At 65.3% G+C, this 20,065-nt stretch carries 15 protein-coding genes and 3 pseudogenes; 13 read left to right on the top strand and 5 right to left on the bottom strand.

Going from position 1 to position 20,065, the window contains the following annotated elements; translation table 11 throughout:
* Nucleotides 1-152: 152 nt before the first annotated feature.
* Nucleotides 153-566 carry a GNAT family N-acetyltransferase gene (locus tag ABT078_RS35945; RefSeq protein WP_351235420.1) on the bottom strand — a complete coding sequence of 138 codons (414 nt, stop codon included), beginning with the start codon at nucleotides 564-566 and terminating at the stop codon, nucleotides 153-155.
* Between the two features lie 423 nt (nucleotides 567-989).
* Between ABT078_RS35945 and ABT078_RS35950 the strand changes: the two genes are divergently transcribed.
* Entirely contained in the window at nucleotides 990-1,412 is a 423-nt protein-coding gene (locus tag ABT078_RS35950) for an OsmC family protein (protein WP_351235422.1), read from the top strand.
* A 58-nt stretch (nucleotides 1,413-1,470) separates the two neighbouring features.
* Here the strand turns inward: ABT078_RS35950 and fdxA are convergent, their stop codons facing one another.
* Nucleotides 1,471-1,857 carry a ferredoxin gene (gene fdxA, locus ABT078_RS35955; RefSeq protein ID WP_351235424.1) on the bottom strand — a complete coding sequence of 129 codons (387 nt, stop codon included), beginning with the start codon at nucleotides 1,855-1,857 and terminating at the stop codon, nucleotides 1,471-1,473.
* A 255-nt stretch (nucleotides 1,858-2,112) separates the two neighbouring features.
* On the opposite strand from fdxA, the gene ABT078_RS35960 reads away from it, so the two are divergent.
* From ABT078_RS35960 to ABT078_RS35995, 8 genes and pseudogenes are all read left to right on the top strand, one after another.
* Nucleotides 2,113-3,357: an NAD(P)/FAD-dependent oxidoreductase gene (locus ABT078_RS35960; RefSeq protein ID WP_351235426.1), complete on the top strand. Its 1,245-nt coding sequence runs from the start codon at nucleotides 2,113-2,115 to the stop codon at nucleotides 3,355-3,357.
* Between the two features lie 283 nt (nucleotides 3,358-3,640).
* Complete coding sequence (locus tag ABT078_RS35965) at nucleotides 3,641-5,341, top strand: L-aspartate oxidase (RefSeq protein WP_351235443.1); 1,701 nt, start codon at nucleotides 3,641-3,643, stop codon at nucleotides 5,339-5,341.
* Nucleotides 5,342-5,600: 259 nt separating this feature from the next.
* Nucleotides 5,601-6,347 carry an SDR family oxidoreductase gene (locus tag ABT078_RS35970; protein WP_351235428.1) on the top strand — a complete coding sequence of 249 codons (747 nt, stop codon included), beginning with the start codon at nucleotides 5,601-5,603 and terminating at the stop codon, nucleotides 6,345-6,347.
* A 221-nt stretch (nucleotides 6,348-6,568) separates the two neighbouring features.
* Nucleotides 6,569-7,168, top strand: coding sequence for a YceI family protein (locus ABT078_RS35975; protein WP_351235430.1), 600 nt, complete (start codon nucleotides 6,569-6,571; stop codon nucleotides 7,166-7,168).
* A gap of 767 nt (nucleotides 7,169-7,935) precedes the next feature.
* Nucleotides 7,936-8,430: pseudogene (locus ABT078_RS35980) on the top strand (IS5 family transposase); the annotation flags it as partial.
* Nucleotides 8,431-8,644: 214 nt separating this feature from the next.
* Nucleotides 8,645-9,595 carry an alpha/beta hydrolase gene (locus ABT078_RS35985; protein ID WP_351235431.1) on the top strand — a complete coding sequence of 317 codons (951 nt, stop codon included), beginning with the start codon at nucleotides 8,645-8,647 and terminating at the stop codon, nucleotides 9,593-9,595.
* Nucleotides 9,596-9,879: 284 nt separating this feature from the next.
* Nucleotides 9,880-10,599 carry an alpha/beta fold hydrolase gene (locus tag ABT078_RS35990; protein WP_351235433.1) on the top strand — a complete coding sequence of 240 codons (720 nt, stop codon included), beginning with the start codon at nucleotides 9,880-9,882 and terminating at the stop codon, nucleotides 10,597-10,599.
* Nucleotides 10,600-11,026: 427 nt separating this feature from the next.
* The gene (locus ABT078_RS35995) at nucleotides 11,027-11,656 is read left to right on the top strand and encodes a cysteine hydrolase family protein (protein ID WP_351235435.1); all 630 of its coding nucleotides are present in this window, start codon (nucleotides 11,027-11,029) and stop codon (nucleotides 11,654-11,656) included.
* A gap of 846 nt (nucleotides 11,657-12,502) precedes the next feature.
* Here ABT078_RS35995 and qcrB read toward each other — a convergent pair.
* A complete protein-coding gene (qcrB, locus tag ABT078_RS36000) occupies nucleotides 12,503-14,128 on the bottom strand; it encodes a cytochrome bc1 complex cytochrome b subunit (protein ID WP_351235437.1) in 1,626 nt (541 codons plus the stop codon).
* A 766-nt stretch (nucleotides 14,129-14,894) separates the two neighbouring features.
* Here qcrB and ABT078_RS36005 point away from each other — a divergent pair.
* From ABT078_RS36005 to ABT078_RS36015, 3 genes and pseudogenes are all read left to right on the top strand, one after another.
* Nucleotides 14,895-15,866: a pirin family protein gene (locus ABT078_RS36005; RefSeq protein ID WP_351235445.1), complete on the top strand. Its 972-nt coding sequence runs from the start codon at nucleotides 14,895-14,897 to the stop codon at nucleotides 15,864-15,866.
* 41 nt (nucleotides 15,867-15,907) lie between these two features.
* Nucleotides 15,908-16,597 (top strand): annotated as a pseudogene (locus ABT078_RS36010) (transposase).
* Nucleotides 16,598-16,619: 22 nt separating this feature from the next.
* Nucleotides 16,620-16,958: a hypothetical protein gene (locus ABT078_RS36015; protein WP_351235439.1), complete on the top strand. Its 339-nt coding sequence runs from the start codon at nucleotides 16,620-16,622 to the stop codon at nucleotides 16,956-16,958.
* 857 nt (nucleotides 16,959-17,815) lie between these two features.
* On the opposite strand, the gene ABT078_RS36020 is transcribed toward ABT078_RS36015, so the two are convergent.
* Nucleotides 17,816-18,481 (bottom strand): RraA family protein, encoded by a 666-nt coding sequence (locus ABT078_RS36020; RefSeq protein WP_351235441.1) that lies wholly within the window; start codon nucleotides 18,479-18,481, stop codon nucleotides 17,816-17,818.
* A gap of 8 nt (nucleotides 18,482-18,489) precedes the next feature.
* Nucleotides 18,490-18,819 (bottom strand): WhiB family transcriptional regulator, encoded by a 330-nt coding sequence (locus ABT078_RS36025; protein WP_351235447.1) that lies wholly within the window; start codon nucleotides 18,817-18,819, stop codon nucleotides 18,490-18,492.
* 827 nt (nucleotides 18,820-19,646) lie between these two features.
* On the opposite strand from ABT078_RS36025, the pseudogene ABT078_RS36030 reads away from it, so the two are divergent.
* A pseudogene (locus ABT078_RS36030) lies at nucleotides 19,647-20,065 on the top strand (sigma-70 family RNA polymerase sigma factor family protein); the annotation flags it as partial.

Here is a 20,065-nt window from a genome sequence, read left to right on the forward strand (position 1 = left end):
GGTGAGCTGACACACACCGCGGTCGTCCGTTTCGAAAGCGTGGATGTGGTGACGCGGTGACGGCCCTGACACGTCGCAGCGATCGCGCGGTGTTCCGACTGCGCAGGCCGCCGTGTGCCGCCGAACGGCGGCACACGGCACTCCCCCGGCACTCACCAGCCGCCCGCCGAGAGCCGGGATCCGGTTCTTCGTCGCGGAGGAGGGATCGTGGTCGCAATATCGCTGGTTTCAGCCCACGCAGTGGTCACGCCGTCCTCCTTGATGCAGTGGACCGGAACGGAAGTGTGGCGCAGGATGGCAGAAATGCGCTCGTCACCAGGCAGGATGAGGCCGTAGATCTCCTTCCAGCCTCCCCTGACGGCATGGTGTCCAAGACGGCGGAGGAGTCGAGTCCCGAGCCCGTTGTTCTGCCATGCATCCTCGACGAGGAGCGCTGCCTCCACGTTCTCGTTGTCCGGCATCAGGTGCCCCACGGCGACGATACTGTCAGCGGCGTCCTGCACAGCCAGATGCACCGAACCTGGACGAGCCAGCAGTGTGAACAGGTAAGTATAGGGATCGCCCATCGCCCTGTGGTATCGATTCCACAGCGTGTGAGGGGAGCACCTGCGATGCATAGCCGCGGCGCGTTCGATGTCGCCTGGGCCTATACGGACAATTTTGGATTTATGGCGCACACATTCTCCCTTCCGCAGCCGTGCGCGGGTGGGAGAAGTCATCATTCGCGTGCGGTCTGACTGTTCAGTGAGGCGTCGAGTTCCGAGATAAGACCGTGCAGCACAGAACAGTGTGACAGCACGCCCGGGTCCTCCGGTCCGAAGTCGGTGATGGTGTCCTCTTGAGTACACAACCGGCGGAAAGTCTGTCACACGAGCATGAGCACCTCTGTCCTACTGGTAACTGGCGAGACACCGCACGGGCGGAGCTCGCCGGCCCCCTTGGTGATCACCGGCCACGAGCGGTGGCCCCTCCCACAGAGAGGCGGACTGATGTCCGTACGCACCGTGTCAGTTCGTGAGGGCCGGCGTCTTGCCCGCTCCATCGCGGTCGGCCCTCACATCCTGACAGCAGATGAACCTGACCCCATCAGCACGGATACGGGACCCACACCTGGGGAACTGCTCCTGGCCGCGCTCGGATCGTGCACCTCCATGGCGGTCCGCGCGTACGCGGACCGACACGGGTGGCAGCTCCACCACGTCGATGTGGACCTGGACTTCGATCAGCGGGGACAGATCATCAAGAACATCCGGCTCGCCGGCGACCTGGAGCCCGACCAGACAGAGAGGCTGTTGGCGGTGGCCGGCCGCTGTCCGGTCCATCGTCTTCTCACGGGTGACGTTTCGGTGGTCACCGTGCCCACGATCACGACATCGTCCCGCCCGCCTCAGGGCCATGCACTGCCGAACTGACCTCACACCGGCTCCCAGTGGCCCTGCGAGGGGAGGCCGGGGAGGAGGGCGCCCCTGGTCAGGACGGGAACCACAGGTCGGCGTCGGCAGCCTCTTCCTTGCGTATGGGGAACACGGAGATGGCCTTCTTCTGTGAACTCTGCAGAGGCAGTTCGGCGATGAGACGGTGGTCGCCATCGGTGACCGACGGGTCCCCCTGCCACTCGGCAGGCTGCTCGAAGTACTCGGCATTGATGGCCCTGTAATGCGCCCATCGCTGTGGGAGGTCGTCCTCGTAGAAGATCGCCTCCACCGGGCAGACCGGCTCGCACGCGTGGCAGTCGACGCACTCGGAAGGGTTGATGTAGAGCGTCCGCTCGCCCTCGTAGATGCAGTCCACCGGGCATTCCGTCACACAGGCCCTGTCCTTGATGTCGACGCAGGGCTGCGCGATGACATACGTCATCTTCTCCTCCTTCGTCGTCAGCGGAGACGATCACGGACGGCTGACCACCACAGCCCGTCCGGCTAGCCGTATGACCGGGAACCCCATGATGTTGTGACAGTGGCCCATACCTGTACGTCGAGGGCCCGTCCGGTCGGGGCGCCCCAAACTGCCGCGAGCCTCTCAATGGCTGAAGGGGAGGTTGTCACAGGGTGCGCAGTCACGCGGTCTGATTGGTGACTCTCATAACATGGCTCGCAGCATGCGACATCCGAGATGAGGAACAACGTGTCCCCTGAAAATACCTTCGTTATCGTCGGAGGCGGCCTGGCCGCGGGCAAGGCGGCAGAGACGCTGCGGGAGCACGGCCACAGCGGCCCGCTCCGCATCATCGGCGACGAGCAGGAGCGGCCCTACATCCGGCCACCGCTTTCCAAGGGCTACCTGCTGGGCAAGGAGGAGCGCGACTCGATCTTCGTGCACCCGGAGGACTGGTACGCGGAGCACGACGTCGACCTGCTCCTGGGAACGAGCGTGAGGGCTGTCGATGCGCGGGCCAAGGAGGTGGAGCTGGACGACGGGCGTCGTGTGCCCTACGCCAAGCTGCTCCTGGCGACCGGTTCATCTCCGCGCCGTCTGACCATTCCCGGAGCGGATCTCGAGAACGTCCTGTACCTGCGGCGCGTGGGAGACAGCGAACGGCTCAAAGCCGCCTTCACCAAGGGTGCGAAGATCGTCGTCATCGGCGGTGGCTGGATCGGCCTCGAGACCGCCGCGGCCGCCCGGATGGCCGGGGCGGAGGTGACGGTGCTCGAGCACTCGGAGCTGCCGCTGCTGAAGGTGCTCGGGCGTGAGGCGGCAGAAGTGTTCGCCGGCCTGCACAAGGATCACGGCGTGGATCTGCGCCCTCGCGCGCAGGTCGAGAGCATCACAGGAACCGGTGGTCGCGTGGACGGGGTGACGCTCGCCGACGGCAGCCGCCTGGCCGCGGACGCCGTGGTCGTGGGCATCGGCATCACACCCAACGTCCGGCTTGCGGAGGAAGCGGGTCTGGAGGTGCGGAACGGCATCGTCACCGACGAGCACCTGCGCACCTCCGTGGCCGACATCTACGCTGCTGGTGACGTCGCCAACGCCTACCACCCGCTGCTCGGCCATCACGTCCGTGTCGAGCACTGGGCCAATGCCTTGAACCAGCCGCTCACGGCCGCGCTGAGCATGCTCGGCCAGGACGCCGTCTACGACAGGCTGCCGTACTTCTACACCGATCAGTACGACCTCGGGATGGAGTACACGGGTTACACGGAGCCGGGCGGCTACGACCGTGTCGTCTTCCGTGGCGACGCCGCCGAACGGGAGTTCATCGCCTTCTGGATGTCGGGGAACCGTGTACTCGCGGGGATGAGCGTCAATGTGTGGGACGTCATCGACCCGATCCGTTCCCTGATCCTGTCCGGGTCCGACATCGACGACGCCCTCCTCGCCGATCCCGGTGTCCCCTTGGACAGCCTCCTCCCGTGACGCTTCGCGCTCGTGGGTGAGGGGCGACGGCATCGCAGGCCATCGTCACCCCTCACCCACGTATCAACGCACGCATGCCGTGCCGGACAGATGGTGTGGCTGCACCGATGAAGGGAACCCGCGGCCCCGTCCGCCGCCGCGCCGCACACGGTCTTCGGCAAGGCCGTCATGAGGCGGAAGTCCTCGTGTCGGGTGTCACAAATATCTCGATCGCCTGGTCGTACTCATGACGAACAAGTCGATCGGAGTAATCGTGGCTATCACCGAACAACGCATTTCCACCATGGTGCTGGTGATCGGTACCGGCGGATCCGGCCTGCGGGCAGCGATCGAGCTGGCCGAGGCCGGTATCGACGTCCTCGCCGTCGGCAAGCGCCCCAAGGAGGATGCCCACACGGCTCTCGCTGCCGGGGGAATCAACGCAGCCCTGGCCACGATGGACCCCGAGGACAGCTGGCAGCAGCATGCCGCGGACACCCTCAAGGAGAGCTACCTGCTCGGCGATCCCCGCACCGCCGAGATCGTCACCCAGGGCGCCGCCCTGGGCATCGACGATCTGGAGCGCTACGGCATGGCCTTCGCCAGGGAGACGGACGGCCGTATCTCCCAGCGGTTCTTCGGCGCGCACAAGTTCCGCCGCACCGCCTTCGCCGGCGACTACACCGGTCTGGAGATCCAGCGCACGCTCATCAGGCGCGCAGGCCAGCTCGACATTCCCGTGCTCGACAGCCTGTACATCACCCGGCTCCTGGTCCACGACGGTGCCGTGTTCGGGGCCTACGGCTTCGACCTCAACAGCGGAACGCGCTACCTCATCCACGCCGACGCCGTCATCCTCGCGGCCGGCGGCCACACCCGCATCTGGCGCCGCACCTCCTCACGACGCGACGAGAACACCGGTGACTCGTTCCGGCTGGCCGTCGAGGCGGGGGCCCGTCTGCGCGACCCGGAGCTGGTCCAGTTCCACCCCTCGGGAATCATCGAGCCGGAGAACGCGGCCGGCACCCTCGTCAGCGAAGCCGCACGCGGCGAGGGCGGCATCCTGCGCAACGGGCTCGGCGAGCGGTTCATGGTCCGCTACGACCCCGAGCGTATGGAACTCTCCACCCGCGACCGTGTGGCCCTCGCCTCCTACACGGAAATCAAGGAAGGACGGGGCACACCCAAGGGCGGGGTGTGGCTCGACGTCTCCCACCTCCCCCGGCAGACGATCATGGCCCGGCTCCCCCGGGTCTATCAGACGCTGCTGGACCTGCAGATGCTGGACATCACCCGCGAGCCGATCGAGGTCGCGCCCACGGCGCACTACTCGATGGGCGGGGTCTGGGTCCGGCCCGAGGACCACAGCACCGACGTCCGCGGCCTCTATGCCATCGGTGAGGCGGCGAGCGGGCTGCACGGCGCCAACCGCCTCGGCGGCAACAGCCTCATCGAGCTGCTGGTCTACGGCCGCATAACCGCACGGGCAGCCGCCGCCTACTCGGAGTCGCTGGCTGCACAACCCCGGTCGGCATCGGCGGTGGCCGAGGCCCGTGCGGAGGTCGACGACCTGCTCGCCGCGGACGGGCCGGAGAACGTCCGCGCACTGCAGCGCGCCATCCGCAACACCATGACCGAGCACGCGGGCGTCGTACGCGACGAGGAAGGGCTGCGCGCCGGTCTGACGGAGCTCGCTGCGATCGAGAAGCGGATGGAGGCCGTCGGTGTCCATCCCGACATCGCCGGCTACCAGGATCTCGCGCACGCCTTCGATCTCAAGTCCGCCGCCCTGTCCGCCCGCGCCACGCTCGAAGCTGCACTCGAGCGCCGTGAGACCCGCGGCTGCCACAACCGCAGCGACTACCCGGACATGGACCCCGCACTGCAGGTCAACCTCGTGTGGTCCCCCAGCACAGGGATCACCCACGAAAACATTCCGCCCATCCCGGACGAGATTTCCGCTCTGATGGCAGACGTCTCGACCGAAGGAAAGCTCGTCGAGTAACCTGCCCGGTTTGCCTGCAAGGGCGGCTCTTTGCAGGCGCACTTGCGTGGTTTCACGGGGTGGCGCCACGGAGCAACAACGTGGCGCCAGCCGGGGCTCGCCCTCTTCGTTCAGAAGAATCTCCGAACCCACCCGGGCGCCCTGTCACAAACACAATCACCGTCCTGTCATCCCTTGCAGACAACACTGACCGCCGGCGGCGAGCAGCTCATCTGATGGCGTCCGCTGCACATGAAGTACCTCCGAAAGGATCCGAAGTATGAAGGTTGTAGTGATCGGCGGAACCGGCCTCATCGGCACGAAGGTGGTCAGCAAGCTCAACGAGCACGGCCACGAGGCGGTACCGGCCGCGCCCAACACCGGCGTCAACACACTGACGGGTGAGGGCCTGGCGGAGGTCCTGCAGGGTGCTTCCGTCGTGGTCGACGTGTCGAACTCCCCCTCGTTCGAGGACGACGCCGTCATGGAGTTCTTCCGCACCTCGACCACCAACCTTCTGAAGGCGGAGGCGGAGGCCGGTGTGACCCACCATGTCGCGCTCTCCATCGTCGGCACCGACCGGCTCGAGGAGAGCGGCTACTTCCGCGCCAAGGTGGCGCAGGAGGAGCTCATCAAGGCGTCGGGGATCTCGTACTCCATCGTCCACGCCACGCAGTTCTTCGAGTTCATGAAGGGCATCGCGGACGCAGGGACCGAGGGCGACATCGTGCGTGTCCCCGCCGCGAAGATCCAGCCCATGTACTCCGACGACGTGGCCACCGCCGTGGCCCGCACCGCCGCCGGCACGCCCCTCGACGGTGTGGTGGAGGTCGCCGGTCCCGAGGCTTTCCAGTTCGACGAGTTCATCCGCATGGGCCTCGCCGCCCAGAACGACCCTCGTACCGTCGTGGAGGACCCCCACGGCCGGTACTTCGGTTCCGAGCTCGAGGCGACCAGCCTCCTTCCCGGCCCCGACGCGCACATCGCTCAGACGCGCTTCAGCGACTGGCTCGCCCAGCAGCGGTAAGTCCTCCGGGTGGCCCTGCCCACCGGCAGGGCCACCACCGCGCCCTCGGCCGAGGGCTCACTCTGCCGCTTGCGCACAGCGGGTCAGATGCCTCGAGGTTTCGATGCCGATGGCCGGCACGGCTTCAGTGCGAGCAGGAACCCTGGATTCAACTGCGGTTCCCGACAGCTGTGCCGGCATCTGTCCACCTCACATCCACAGCACGAAGGAAGCGGCTCGCCATGCTCAAGAACCGCAGGGAAGCCACTCTGTCCGACTCCAACCCCTATGAAGAGCTGACCGGGGTCTACACCATCGACCCCGCCCACAGCACGATCGGCTTCGCCGTCCGGCACGCCATGGTCACGAATGTGCGCGGCACGTTCACCGACTTCGAAGGGGTTCTCAAGCTCGACGGATACCATCCCACTCGGTCCGAGGCATATGTGAGTGTCCAGACCGGCAGTCTGGACACAGGTGTGCGCGACCGGGATGCGCATGTCACCGGCCCGGACTTTTTCGATTCCGCGTTGTTCCCGCTGATGACCTTCCGCTCCACCGGGATCCTCCCCACCGATGACGAACGGTTCCGCATGTCCGGGGACCTGAGGATCAAGGACGTCGAACTGCCGATCATCATCGACCTCGAGTTCGGTGGGACCAACCGGGACTCCTACGGGAAGATCCGTATCGGCTTCGAGGGCACAGCCACCCTGCAGCGTTCCGACTGGGGGCTCGCCTGGAACACGGCGCTCGACACAGGGGGCGTCCTGCTCAGCGACAAGGTGAAGTTGATCCTCGACATATCGGCAGTGCAGATGAACCAGGCGGAAGCTGCCTGACGATGGGACGCTCGTCGGCACATCAGACATCCCCTCATGGGCGGCCGATGTGCCGGCCAGATTTCTTCCGGCCCCTGCCGAAGTAGGACGCGTGATGACCCCAACATCTGAGAACCGACTCGCTGTCACGGCCACCGTGGAGTCGCTGACCGCCGAAGCCACCGAGCTCGAGACGCATGTCACCGAGCTTCGCCGAGCACTCGCAGAGCTCGACGAGCAAATAAGAGCCTTGTCCAACGCGCTGCACCAGATCCGCCGTTCAGCAGTTGCCTCCAGTGCCGCCACCAAAGGAGAACGCCCAGGCGGAGACCGGACAGAATAGCTCGACCGTGTGACGGGATGTGCGCTGAAGGTGCGGACCACAGGCGCATCCGCGTCCTGCACGAGCAGCTGTCTTCAGTGACACGGCGACGCCGGTGGACAATGGCCTTCGCTGCAGCAGAAGTTCGTGATCAGGCAGGCCCGAGCAGGTTGTCGGGCTCACTGATCAGGCAGTGTGGGCACGTTTGTCGGTGCGGGCGACGACGTGGACGGCGCGGCGAAGGACGTCGCCGCGCTCCCGGCATTCCGGTAGGTAGGCTCCCGCACCTCATGACAACGGCCCGCCCTCACGCTTTGACCGAGGTGGGCAACCCTCGCGGGTGACGCCCAGGAACTGGTCACCGCCGTCGCCGGTAAGCAGATCCTCGCCGACCGCCTGGTCCCGCCCCGCCCAGGCGGAGCAGATCCCCGCCGCACGGGGCCCGCAGAAATTGGCCCCAGCAGGCGAACCGGCAGACCATGCCATCGGTCGGTCCCGCGGCGGACTGACCACGAAGATCCACCTTGCCTCCGATGCCCACTGTCGGCCACTGGCCTTCGTTCTCACTGCCGGACAGGCCGGCAACGCGCCCGCCTTCGCCCACGTAATGGCCTCCCTGCGCGTTCCTCGACGGCGGGGACGGCCCCGCATCAGGCCAGACGTGGTCCTGGCCGATAAGGCGTACTCCACCCACGCGATCCGTGAGCACCTTCGCACGAACGGTATCCAGGCCGATATCCCCGTTCCGGCCGATCAACGCGGCCACCGCCTGCGGCGCGGCAGCCGGGGCGGCAGGCCGTCCGCCTTCGACCGCGAGGCGTACAAGCAGCACAACACCGTGGAACGCTGCATCGACCGCCTGAAACAGTGGCGGGGCATCGCCACCCGCTACGAGAAGACCGCGACCATCTACCTGACTGGACTTCACATCGTGGGCATCCCTTCTCTGTCCGCCCGGTGATGCAAACGGAATGGCCTAGATCGTTTCGCTGAGAAAACGCCAGTGTTAGGAGTGCTTTGCTGACCCGGCAACGCGGATCTCGCCCCGCTGAGGTGACACCCCGGTTGACTCCTGGCTCACCGCGGTCCTTTTCCCGTGACGTGTCACACGTTGACGAACTCATCGGTCTTGAGCTTTGAAGCAGCCAACCTCCCCGATCCAAAGGAGTTGCGCCATGAGCGATTTCGTTCTTGAGCCTGCCGCCCAGGCCTTCGCGGACGCGACGGCGAAGCCGCCGCTGCTGTACGAGCTTGGTGTCGAGGGTGCCCGCAAGCTTCTCGACGACGTGCAGTCCGAGCCCATCGAAAAGCTCGATGTGGACGAGAAGTGGATTACCGTGCCGGCCGAGGTCGGCGACGTGAAGGTACGCATCCTGAAGCCTGTCGGCACCGAGGGCATCCTGCCGGTCATCCTGTACGTGCACGGCGGTGGCTGGATTCTGGGCAACGCCGACACCCACGACCGCCTGGTGCGCGAGCTGACCGTCGGCGCCAGGGCCGCCCTGGTCTTCGTCGAATACGACCGCTCCCCGGAGGCCAAGTACCCGGTTGCCATCGAGCAGGCCTACGCCACCGCTCAGTGGATCACCACCAAGGGCGCCGACGAAGGCCTGGACGCCTCCCGTCTGGTCGTGGCCGGTGACTCCGTCGGCGGCAACATGGCCGCGGCGCTCACCCACATGGCCAAGCAGCGCGGCGACGTGACCTTCCTCCACCAGTCGCTGTACTACCCCGTCACCGACGCCGCCCAGGACACCGGGAGCTACCGCGAGTTCGCCCATGGTCCGCACCTGACGGCGAAGGCCATGGAGTGGTTCTGGAACGCGTACACCACCGACCCCTCCCAGCGCGCCCAGGTCACCGCCTCGCCGCTGCGTGCCAGCCTCGATGAGCTCGAGGGCCTGCCGCCGGCCTTCATCGCCGTCGACGAGAACGACGTGCTGCGCGACGAGGGCGAGGCCTACGCCCGCAAGCTCACCCAGGCCGGCGTGCCGACCACGAGCGTCCGCTACAACGGCACCCTGCACGACTTCATGATGCTGAACCCGGTGAGGTCCACCCAGGCGGCCACCGTCGCCGTCGAGCAGGCCGTCCACGTCCTCCGCAAGGCTCTCGGCACCAACTGACGCACCACCTTCCGGCGATTCCCCGAGAACTCCCCGCGCAGCACCGCCCGCTCCGCGACAAAGCAGCGGCACGCCAGGTCTCACCGAGGCCGTGAGATGCGGGAAGCGATCGGGCGAAGAAGCCGATCACGCCCCCGGCCGTTCGTGGTCGGAAAGAAACAGAAAGCCGTGGAACCACCGGGGCGTCGTTGAGCGATCGGCCGGAAACGAGACGGCTTGAGCCAGACGAAACATCCGTACGCCCGATGAAGCGCGTACCCACTCTGAGAAAGAAAGATCTCCCCATGACCGCACAGCACCCGACCGTCGTTCTCGTGCACGGCGCGTTCGCAGACTCTTCCAGCTGGAACGGCGTCGTCGAGAGGCTGCAGGAGCACGACTACTCGGTGGTGGCCGCCAGCAACCCGCTGCGCGGCCTGAGCAGCGACGCCGCTTACGTCAAGCAGCTGGTGGCAAGCATCGACGGCCCCGTCGTCCTCGCCGGCCACTCCTACGGCGGCGCTGTCATCAGCAACGCCGCACACGGTCTCGAGAACGTCAAGGCGCTCGTTTTCGTCGCCGCGTTCCTGCCCGAAGAGGGCGAGAGCGCAGTCCAGCTGGCGGGCAAGTTCCCCGGCAGCACCCTGGGTGAGGCCCTGCGCCCCGTGCCGATCACGCTGCCCGACGGAAGCCAGGTCGCAGACCTCTACATCGAGAAGACCAAGTTCCACCGCCAGTTCGCAGCCGACGTCCCCGAGAAGACGACGGCGATCATGGCCGCCACCCAGCGACCCGTGACCAACGCCGCCCTCGAGGAGAGTTCCTCCGCGCCCGCGTGGAAGGAGATCCCGTCCTGGGTCCTGGTAGCCACGCAGGACCTGAACATTCCCGCGCAGACGCAGACCTTCATGGCCGAGCGCGCCAAGGCCACGATCGTGGAGGTCGCCGCGTCCCACGCCGTCAGCGTGTCGCACCCCGGCGACGTCGCGCGCCTGATCAATGAGGCAGCGCAGGCAGCGCGCTGAATCAGCCCCAGGCGGACGGTGTCGTGAGCACGGGCACGACGGGCGGGACAGCTTGTCTGATGGGCTGCCCCGTCCGCCATTCCTCAGGGCTCCCACCCTCCCCTTCGGACGGACAGTGAGCCCGGGGAAGGCACGTGGGGCCAGCCCCGGCGACCGATTCGTACGGCACCACCCCGTCGTGGATCGGCGCGCCATTCCTAGCCGTCACCAAGAGAAGAATGGCGGCCATCCGAATTCAACGGCTCGCTTCTCGCCATCGCCAGCGGCGAGTCCGGCTCAGCGCCGCCGCCGGTGTCGGGCGACGCCAAACGCCGTCACCTACAGACGTCTTTGTTCCCGGTGCCCCCTGCTGTGACGCTCAGTATTTTGCACGACAAACATTCACTCACTTCGCAAGAATCACGTCGCTCGTACACCGGAGGTTTCTATGTCCGCCACACCGTATGAGCCGGGCCGGGTCGGCCTGCTCCTCATCGACACGACCAACGAGGTGTTCGACGAGAACGGCAAGGGATACCCGTTCTACAAAGCGGAGTTCGACCGGATCGGCACCTTCGAGAACCTCAAGCGACTGCTCGCGGGCGCCCGTGAGCAGGGCCTGCCTGTGTTCTTCGCGCCCATGTCGTACACGGAGGAGGACTACACCACCTGGAAGCATCCCGCGGGCATCCATCGTGTGATATTCGAGAACAGGATGTTCCAGGAAGGAAGCTGGGGCGCCCAGTTCCACCCCGATCTCTCCCCCGCCGAGGGCGAGATCGTCATCGCTCCGCACAAGAACATCGACGTCCTGGCCACCACGGATCTGGACATCCAGTTGCGACAGCACAACGTCGAGTACATCGCCATCGCCGGCATGATCGGCACCATGTGCGTGGAATCGACCGCCCGCAGCTGCATGGAACGCGGCTACCACGTCACCACCTTCACCGACGCCACCGCCTCGGACGCCGGACCGGAGGCGTACGACGCGATGGTGAAGCGATACCCGGCGATCTCCCACGCCACGTTCGAGGTCAACGAGTTCCTCGCGGCTGTGCGTGCGGCGAACAGCTAGCGAAGGCGAGCACGATTGTGCTCTCGCTGAGCTGAGCCTGGCGAGCCTCGGGACGTCAGCAGGTCGGCGGGACAGCAAGTACGGCACTCGGGCTCGGAACTCACCATCGACTGGAAGACCCGGCAGGTCCGTTGTCCCGCCGACGAGACCAGCGCGCACCGGAACCCCGTCACCCAGCACGGCACCGGCGCCAACAGCATCACTTTCAGCGTCCTCAACTGCCGCTCCTGCCTCTTCCACGAGCGGGGCACCAGCTCCACCAAGGAACGCCGCATGCTCACCCTGCGGCCCCGAGAACCCGCAGTAGCCCTCGCTCGAGCCCGTGCCGAGCGGAAGACGGAGACCTGGAAGACCGATCCCCCCTGCGCGTCGGCGTCGAAGGCACGATCAACCAGGCCTTCGACATCACCGGCATCCGCCAGGCCCGCTACGGCGGACTACCGAAAGCTGGCATCCAGCACGCTTTCTCCACCACCGCTCAACGTGATCAGACTTCGACGCCTGATGAAGCTGCCACGACCAGCGCCACATCCCCAGCTATCGCCCCGAACGCCTCGCCTACGGCTCAAAGCCTGACAGTGAGGACGTCCGTGGGCGTTCCCCGGCGGGGTCTGACCCACTGCCTGGCTGGCTCAGGATCGTCAAGTATATCTGTCAGCCCCGGCCGGGGGACGCTCACGCGCATCCGCCGGGCCGGGAGTCGTCACCGCACAAGAGCTTGGCCGCAGACCTCATCACTATCGTCCGCCCTCCCTGCCGGCAGGTGCCGTCCCACCCGCTCGAATGCAGAACCGCACAGGACGAATGGGCGTCAAGACACCGGACACACCGTGTGACCGCGGGATGTCACCGTCGGTGCCGACTGGTGATCTCTTTGTACTCTTGGACGGTGGGTTTTGGGACCTGCGTGCCCTCCCCGTAAAAGGTCCGGCTGAGCCTCGCCCGCAGCCGCTGAGCCCGAGTGGGCCTGCCCTTCACGCTCGCCTCGCTTCCCGCCGGAACGGGAGCGAGGGGCTTGTACTGCTCGTGCGCCGTCAGGGTGTGCAGTCGTTCTTGGCTGAGCGGTTCGTGCACCTCAATGAACTCACCGTGCGGCAGACGTCTGACGACGCCGGTCTCGCGGCCGTGCAGTACTTTGTCGCGGTCGCGCCGCTGGAGGCCGAGAGCCCAGCGCTTCGCTACGACGTAGACAACCACAGGCACAACGAAGAGACCGATGCGAACCGCCCACGTCACTGCGTTGACCGAGACATGAAGTTGGATGGCGATCAGATCGTTCGCCGCGCCGAGCAACGCCACGAGGTACACACTCAGCCACGCGGCACCGAGCCCCGTGCGCACCGGCCGGTTGCGTGGTCTGTCGAGGAGGTGATGATCGCGATCATCACCAGTGACCCAAGACTCGACAAAGGGGTAAGCACCCAGTGCCAGGAAGAGGCCGGTGCCCACCAACAGCGGGATCAGGTTATCGAGGGCAAGGGTATGACCCCAGAAGTTGACCTCCCAGCCGGGCATGACGCGTAGTAGACCGTCAGCCACGCCCATGTACCAGTCGGGCTGCGACCCTGCCGAAACCTGATCGGCGCGATAAGGACCGTACTTCCAGATGGGGTTTATCTGCGCGATCGCCGCGATGAAGAAGATGACACCGGCGACCAGGAAGAAATATCCAGCCGATTTCACAGCGTACACCCGAAGCGGCAAGCCGACGACGTTCTTGTTCGAGCGTCCAGGCCCGGGGTACTGCATGTGCCTGTGGTAGACGGACAAGGCCAGGTGGACGACAATCAGTGCCACCATCAGGGCAGGGATCAGCAGCACGTGAATGGTGTTGAAGCGCGCCACCAGGTCATTCCCTGGGAAATCGCCGCCAAAAAGGAACATTGATAGATAGGTGCCGACAACGGGCACAGAGAGGATTGTTCCGTTCACAACGGCAAGCCCAGTGCCAGAAAGAAGATCGTCTGGTAGGTCGTATCCGGTCAAGCCCCCGAACATGCCCAGGATCAGCAGTAGGAAGCCGAACACCCAGTTGAGCTCACGCGGCTTGCGGAATGCACCCGTGAAGAAGACACGCATCATGTGCACGAAAACACCGGCGACGAAGATCAATGCTGACCAGTGGTGGGCCTGTCGGATGAGCAGACCGCCGCGGACATCGAAGGAGATGTGCATGGTCGAGTTGAATGCTTCCGACACCAGTTGACCCTGCAAGGGACCATAGCTCCCCCGGTATTGCAGTAGCTCCGATGACGGGTGGAAGTAGAAGGTCAGGTACACACCCGTGAGGATGAGTATGATGAAACTGTAGAGACAGATTTCCCCCAGCATGAAAGACCAGTGGCCCGGGAACACCCTTCGCACAGTGGCCTTGGCCAGGCTGTAGGAACCCAATCGGCCATCGGCCCAATCGGCTACCTTTTCCCCCCTGCGCCCTTGCTGCGAATCGGCCGGTTGGGTCGCATTGCCCATCTTTAACCACTCATTCCTGAATCACTCCCGCGCGTCTCAACGACTTTGCAGGCCCTGATTCTTCGGCCTCAATTTGAGTCCACGATCGCGTGCGAGAATTTCAGACCGGTGCAGCAGGGCTCGGGAATCCCGCATCCTCGCACGGCCTCGAGCGACAGGCTCTATGACACCTTTTCGATTCACCGCATGTCGTTGTGTGCACACGACAGGCCGACACGGCGCGAAGGTGCCCCCCAGCGTGTAGGCCATTACTCCCTCCGCGATGGAGGAGAACGGGGAGTTGACTCGCTCGTACCTACGTCCCCCGACAGCTGTATCTCAAGGAGGGCGCAGGCGACCTGGTGCACTGCAGCCGGGATCCTGGGCGCCAAGCTCGAGGATTGACTTGTTCACGCTTGTACTCCTAGGGCAGGGTTCGTGAACTGCTGTCCCTCTTATGACCGGTCACCCAGTGAAGGTGTGACACATCGTGATGAGTGGTCTCCCCATCACATGTATGGTGTAGAGGTGTGATCGGTGAGCCGAGCCTGCACACAGTGTTTCGGCCGCAGTGCCGTCGCCGGAGCTGATGCCCCTGCCGCTCCCTCAGAGAGCCGGGCATGTCATAGGGGAGATGGTCCCCACCGACCGTGACACTTCGGCCTGGAGAGCCGCAGCTGAGAACGTCACGCGGAGTCGGCTCTCGCATCCATTCGGCCCTCTGCCCAACCGGCCTACCGTCAGCAAACCGTTTCAATCGAAACGTCACGAGAAGAGGATGCATTCTGTGAGCAACATGGAGACACACCCCGCCGAGCTGGCGTATGCCAGCGAGGACCTCCCTGAGCAGGGCATCGAGATCCTCACCGCGCGGAAGGTACCACTCGGGGGCCCGCGCGCCATGACCGTGCGACGCACATTGCCTCAGCGATCACGAACGCTCATCGGCGCCTGGTGCTTCGCTGATCACTACGGCCCTGACGATGTGGCTCTGACCGGCGGCATGAGGGTGGCGCCCCACCCACACACCGGATTGCAGACGGTGAGCTGGCTGTTCAGCGGCGAGATCGAGCATCGCGACAGCCACGGCAACCATGCATTCGTCAGGCCCGGTGAACTGAACCTCATGACAGGCGGCTTCGGGATCAGCCACTCCGAGGTGTCGACGCAACGCACCACGCTGTTGCACGGCATGCAGCTGTGGATTGCTCTCCCCCAGGCGCATCGCCATGCAGCGCGGAACTTCCAGCACTACGTACCCGGCCTTGTGCCCCTGGACGGGGGCGAGGCACGAGTGTTCCTTGGCTCTCTCGCGGGTGACACTTCCCCAGTTCCCACCTTCACTCCTCTGCTCGGTGCGGAACTTTCGATCGAGCCGGACGCCACGGTGCATCTTCCCGTCAACGAGGAGTTCGAGCACGGTGTCATCGTTGACAGCGGCAGGGTGCTCATGAACGGAACACCCCTCAGCGCTGCCGAACTCGGCTACGCCGCATCCGGACTCACGACGCTCACCCTGACCAACGCATCCCCGCAGCAGGCGCGGGTGGTACTGCTGGGCGGGCCGCCGTTCCAGGAGGAAATCGTCATGTGGTGGAACTTCATCGGCCGCACGCACGAGGACATCGTCCAGGCTCGGGACGCCTGGCAGGGCGGATCCGACAGGTTCGGCCGGGTCGTGGGGTACGACGGAGATCGTCTCCCCGCGCCGACACTGCCCAATGCCACCATTGCACCGCGAAAGAACCCGGCCTCCTAGACGTCATCTCATTTGATTGACTCGGTAGGTTGTCGGGCGTCGTGGGGATCGTTGAGCGGCTGGTTCCCGACGAGTTGTGGGAGTTGTTCCAGGGAGTGGTGCCGGAGGCGCCGTCGCGGCCCCAGGATGGTGGCCGACGCCGGTATGGCGACCGGGAGGTGCCGGCCGCGATCGTGTTCGTGACCACGTCGGCTGCACAGGGCGGCAGTTGCCGTCAGCCTCGTTCGGGCCGTCGGGGGCGACGGCCCATCGGCGCTTCTCCGAGTGGACGAAGGTCAGGGTGTGGGCCAAGCTCCACCGTCTGGTCCTCGACGAGCTCGGTTTCCACGGCGAGTTGGAGTGGTCGCGCTGCGCGATCGATTCGGTGGACATCGGCGTGCTGAAAGGGGCGACCTGACAGGCGCGAGTCCCGTCGACCGGGGCAAGTACGGATCCCAAAGATCCACTTGATCACCCAGCGGACCGACCGGGCAAGCTCCACGCCGACAACGGTGACGACTGCTCCCACCTGTCGCGATGCTTGCGCGGGTTCGGCACCACCCACCGCTTCACCCGCAAGGGAAGCGAGACCTCGCAACGGTTCGGCCGCCCGGTGATGGGTCGTCGAGAGGACCGTGTCCTGGTTCGCCGGATGCCGTCGTCTCCACCGATATGAAGGCAAGGCTGAGCACTTCCTCGCCTTCGTGGGTATGGCCGCGGCCCTCGTCTGCCATTGCCGCCTGAGCAGGTGAACAACGCCAGGAACGCTGCACGATGATGAATGGCGTGAACAGAACTACTGAGCACGAAGCCGTTGTGGCCCGCTTGTGGCGGGAACACCTGCGCGCGCCCTTTCCCGCCGGGCTGCGCGGTGCGGAGCCGGCAGGTATCGACATGGTGCCGCTCGACACTGACATCGCCGGGCGCGTGTCCACGTGGCGAAGCAACGGCACCACTCTCGACACACAGCGTCTCAGGATCCTGAGGGACTGCGTCGCAGACCTGGATCAGGTTCTGCCGTTGCTCACCGACACCGAGGATCTCCGCTACTGGCAGCGTCTGCGTCAGCTGGCTCAATTCGTCTCGGATGCCGGTCCACAACCCACCGAATGAAGCGTCGTCCAAGGCGACAGCTGCCGCACTCGACGAGTTGCGCAGTGCCGTCGGCGATGCCGTGGCCCGACTGTCCGCGGACTGAGCGGTGACGCAAGCCGTGAACGCGGTATCGGCGATCGGAGGTAGCGGCTCTCGGCTCGGGGATCGCTCCGTCACCCCAGCCGAGGTGGGGCTTCGTGCCGAGGACGGATCCGTTGCCGCGCTGCTGCGTACCCTGCGGGCCGCCGTGGACCTTGACGGGGCGGGTCTCCTCGCCTGACCAGCCACGGGAGCATTCCAAGCGCGGCCCTGTCGATCGCCGAGCGATGTTGTTGGTGAACGTCCCCGGCGCCATCGTCCTCGTCGACGGCTTCGGTGATCAGCTCGATTCCGCGACTGCGGCTCTCGACACGGAGCCCCGATGATCTCCCCGTGCCACTCAGGGCATCTGGCGTTCAGGAGCGGGCCGGCTCCAGCGGCGGCAGACGTTGCTGGGCCACTGCCCGAGGCGTACCGGCTCTGTGTCAACGTCCCCAATGGCCGAGGCTGCTCGGCGTCACCGCGATCGAGCAGCCTCGGCATGGGCTTCGCCATCCCCGGTGCCGGATCGCCACGTCACCGGCCGCCGTCGCATCACGCCAACGGGGAAGAGGATCAACGGCTGCCTCGAGGAGGCAGCGTCGATGGTCGTCCACCCGTCATTCGGGGTCTGTGGTGGTGGCCTTCAGCAGCGGGATTCGTGCGGCCTGGCCAGAGGGAGGCGAGGGCGCCGATCGCGGCGGTGGCCGGGAAGAACAGGATCGCCCTGTCCCACGGAATGACGAGGGCGTACGGCCGGCACTGACCGCGTACGACCGGGACGGTCGGCAGTCTTCTCAGGGCCGGCCCAGCAGAGGGTTCTTCTCGGATCGAATTTCCTGAACGAACCCCGAATCCTCTGCGTCAATCTCATGGGCGACTTCCAGTACTCGGTGAAGGCTCCGGGAGGGTACGACAACTGCGCCGGAGGCGTCAGAGAATATGTAGTCTCCAGGAACGATGCACACGCCTGCGAACTCGACTGTGCCATTAGCCGCATAAGGCATCACCGTATCGCCGCCCCAACGGGTCGACTCGCCCCTGCACCACGTCGAAATACCGTACTCCCGAAGCTGACTGAAATCCCGTAGACGTCCATCTGCCAGAACGCCCGCAAGTCCCTGGTTAGCTACCCTCGAGAGCTTGGTGCCTCCCCCGAGTGACACATCCGGATAACCACCACCGGAGAGCACGAGAACCCGCCCTGAGGGAGAGCTCCCGACTGCCCGGTAGAAGAAATCTGCGAACGTTTCTGACGACTGTTCCACGTCATCACGGTAGGGCATGTAGGAGATCGTGACGGCTGGGCCGAACAGGTACCTACTGGGATCAGGACTCACCAATGGCAAGATGTGTGAGCGGTGACCGTGAACTCGTCCCATTGCATCCACGAGCGCGGCACAGCCCAGGGCTGCCAGCCTGGGCCCGACACTCGCACCGTCGATCTCCGTCGTGTTCTTCACGGCTACTCCTAGTTCTGCGGCACATGATGTTTCGCTGAATCGAGTCCATCAGAGGGGCGCTGTAATGACCGTGCCGCATTTGCCGCATTGTTCTGGGACCGGCGCACCATGCGTTTCCTCATGGCACGGCGTTCAACTTCCGTGGTGCCGCCCCATATACCGTCCACTGAAACAGCCTTGACAGCCCAGTTCAGACACTGCTCCACAACGGGGCAGCGACGACATACGGCCTTCGCCTCAGTTATCTGCATCAGTGTGGCACCACTGTTGCTGTTACCTACGGGGAAGAACAGATCAGGGTCTCTGCCCAGACAGGCCGCCATTTCACGCCAATCCACAGAAGACCTCCTTGCTGAAGAAATGTGAAACAATCTGAAGACCGGATGATTGCAGCCGGCACCGAAGGGAAAGATGCCGCTTCCCTTCTCGTCCAAGCGGATTCAATTTGGCCGCCACACAAGCGCACGAGGGTCAGTTGCCTGCTCATGGATCGATGTACTCAGAAGGCTCTTCGTACGCATGGGATCGCGATCTTTCCTGGGGCCGTGTGACACACACCACGGATCCCTCGATCGTGAGACCGAGTGGCCGGGGCGTGTGTGACACATTGCCAACGTTCGCGTGATGACCCACCGGATCCGCTGCCACCTGGCCATCCACGGCCGAGCGGAGCCCTTCAGAGATCGCTACACAGTGGATCGAAGCAGGACCACGTCCATGACCTCGCCGGCCAGGAGCTCTTCACCGTCCCCGCGAACGGCCTGCGGGCCGACTCGGCTGGGTACATCCGACATCCGATCGGTGCCCATGAGCCCCACGTGTGGAGCTTCGACAGGCGTCGACGCCGACGGAGCAGCTCCGAGATCAGGACCGTGGCCCCGCGTAGCCGCAGCTCGCTCGGGTGGCTCGAGAGATTGGTCGGCCATTGTCACAAGTTTTACGCCTGTCCGGTCTGATTGTCAGAACGCACGGAGAGAGAAAAGAAGTGATACACGAGGACTTCATCGTCGCCTGCCGCACCGCCTTCCCCAAGTACCGAGGCGTGGAAAGCAGCACCCTGCCGATGAGGCGCCGGGTCTGCTTCAGCCTTCGGGCACAGACCGGTCAGCTGGATGGCTGCGGGGCGGCTGCGTTGTGTGGTGCCGTGCCAGAGGGAGGACGCCGTATGGAACAGACCGATGATGGAGTGCCGGTCGCGGAGCTGCTCGATGAGCGGCGGCATCTGCTGGATGTCGCCTGCTGGATGCTGGGCAGCAGGAGTGAGGCCGAGGGCGTCATTGATGAGACCTACCGGCGGTGGTACGAGCTGTCCGATCCGGTGCGCGCGCAGATCGCGGCGCCCCGTTCCTGGCTGGCGAGGGTCGCCGGCGGCATCTGTCTGGCCCGGCTGGTCCCGTCCGGCCGGGGGGAGGCCCGTGCGGTCGAGGAGCACCACAACACTCTGGAGGAGGAGATCAGTGAGGTTCTGCTCAGTGCGGTGGATTCTCTCTCTCCGGCCGAGCGGGCGGCGTTCGTGCTCAATGATGTCTTCGGGGTGGCGCCGGAGCCGGAGTACCCCGAGCCGGCCGACCGCGCGCGCCGCAG

The organism is Streptomyces sp. NPDC002133 (genome assembly GCF_040296405.1).
Lineage (GTDB): Bacteria > Actinomycetota > Actinomycetes > Streptomycetales > Streptomycetaceae > Streptomyces.

Bases quoted from the DNA above. Each gene is read 5' to 3' on its own strand.
- ABT078_RS35995 (WP_351235435.1), top strand. From the start codon at position 11,027: ATGTCCGCCACACCGTATGAGCCGGGCCGGGTCGGCCTGCTCCTCATC.
- ABT078_RS35945 (WP_351235420.1), bottom strand. From the start codon at position 566: ATGGGCGATCCCTATACTTACCTGTTCACACTGCTGGCTCGTCCAGGT.
- ABT078_RS35990 (WP_351235433.1), top strand. From the start codon at position 9,880: ATGACCGCACAGCACCCGACCGTCGTTCTCGTGCACGGCGCGTTCGCA.
- fdxA (WP_351235424.1), bottom strand. From the start codon at position 1,857: ATGACGTATGTCATCGCGCAGCCCTGCGTCGACATCAAGGACAGGGCC.
- ABT078_RS35970 (WP_351235428.1), top strand. From the start codon at position 5,601: ATGAAGGTTGTAGTGATCGGCGGAACCGGCCTCATCGGCACGAAGGTG.
- ABT078_RS36015 (WP_351235439.1), top strand. From the start codon at position 16,620: ATGATGAATGGCGTGAACAGAACTACTGAGCACGAAGCCGTTGTGGCC.
- ABT078_RS35975 (WP_351235430.1), top strand. From the start codon at position 6,569: ATGCTCAAGAACCGCAGGGAAGCCACTCTGTCCGACTCCAACCCCTAT.
- ABT078_RS35965 (WP_351235443.1), top strand. From the start codon at position 3,641: ATGGTGCTGGTGATCGGTACCGGCGGATCCGGCCTGCGGGCAGCGATC.
- ABT078_RS35985 (WP_351235431.1), top strand. From the start codon at position 8,645: ATGAGCGATTTCGTTCTTGAGCCTGCCGCCCAGGCCTTCGCGGACGCG.
- ABT078_RS35960 (WP_351235426.1), top strand. From the start codon at position 2,113: ATGAGGAACAACGTGTCCCCTGAAAATACCTTCGTTATCGTCGGAGGC.
- ABT078_RS35950 (WP_351235422.1), top strand. From the start codon at position 990: ATGTCCGTACGCACCGTGTCAGTTCGTGAGGGCCGGCGTCTTGCCCGC.
- qcrB (WP_351235437.1), bottom strand. From the start codon at position 14,128: ATGGGCAATGCGACCCAACCGGCCGATTCGCAGCAAGGGCGCAGGGGG.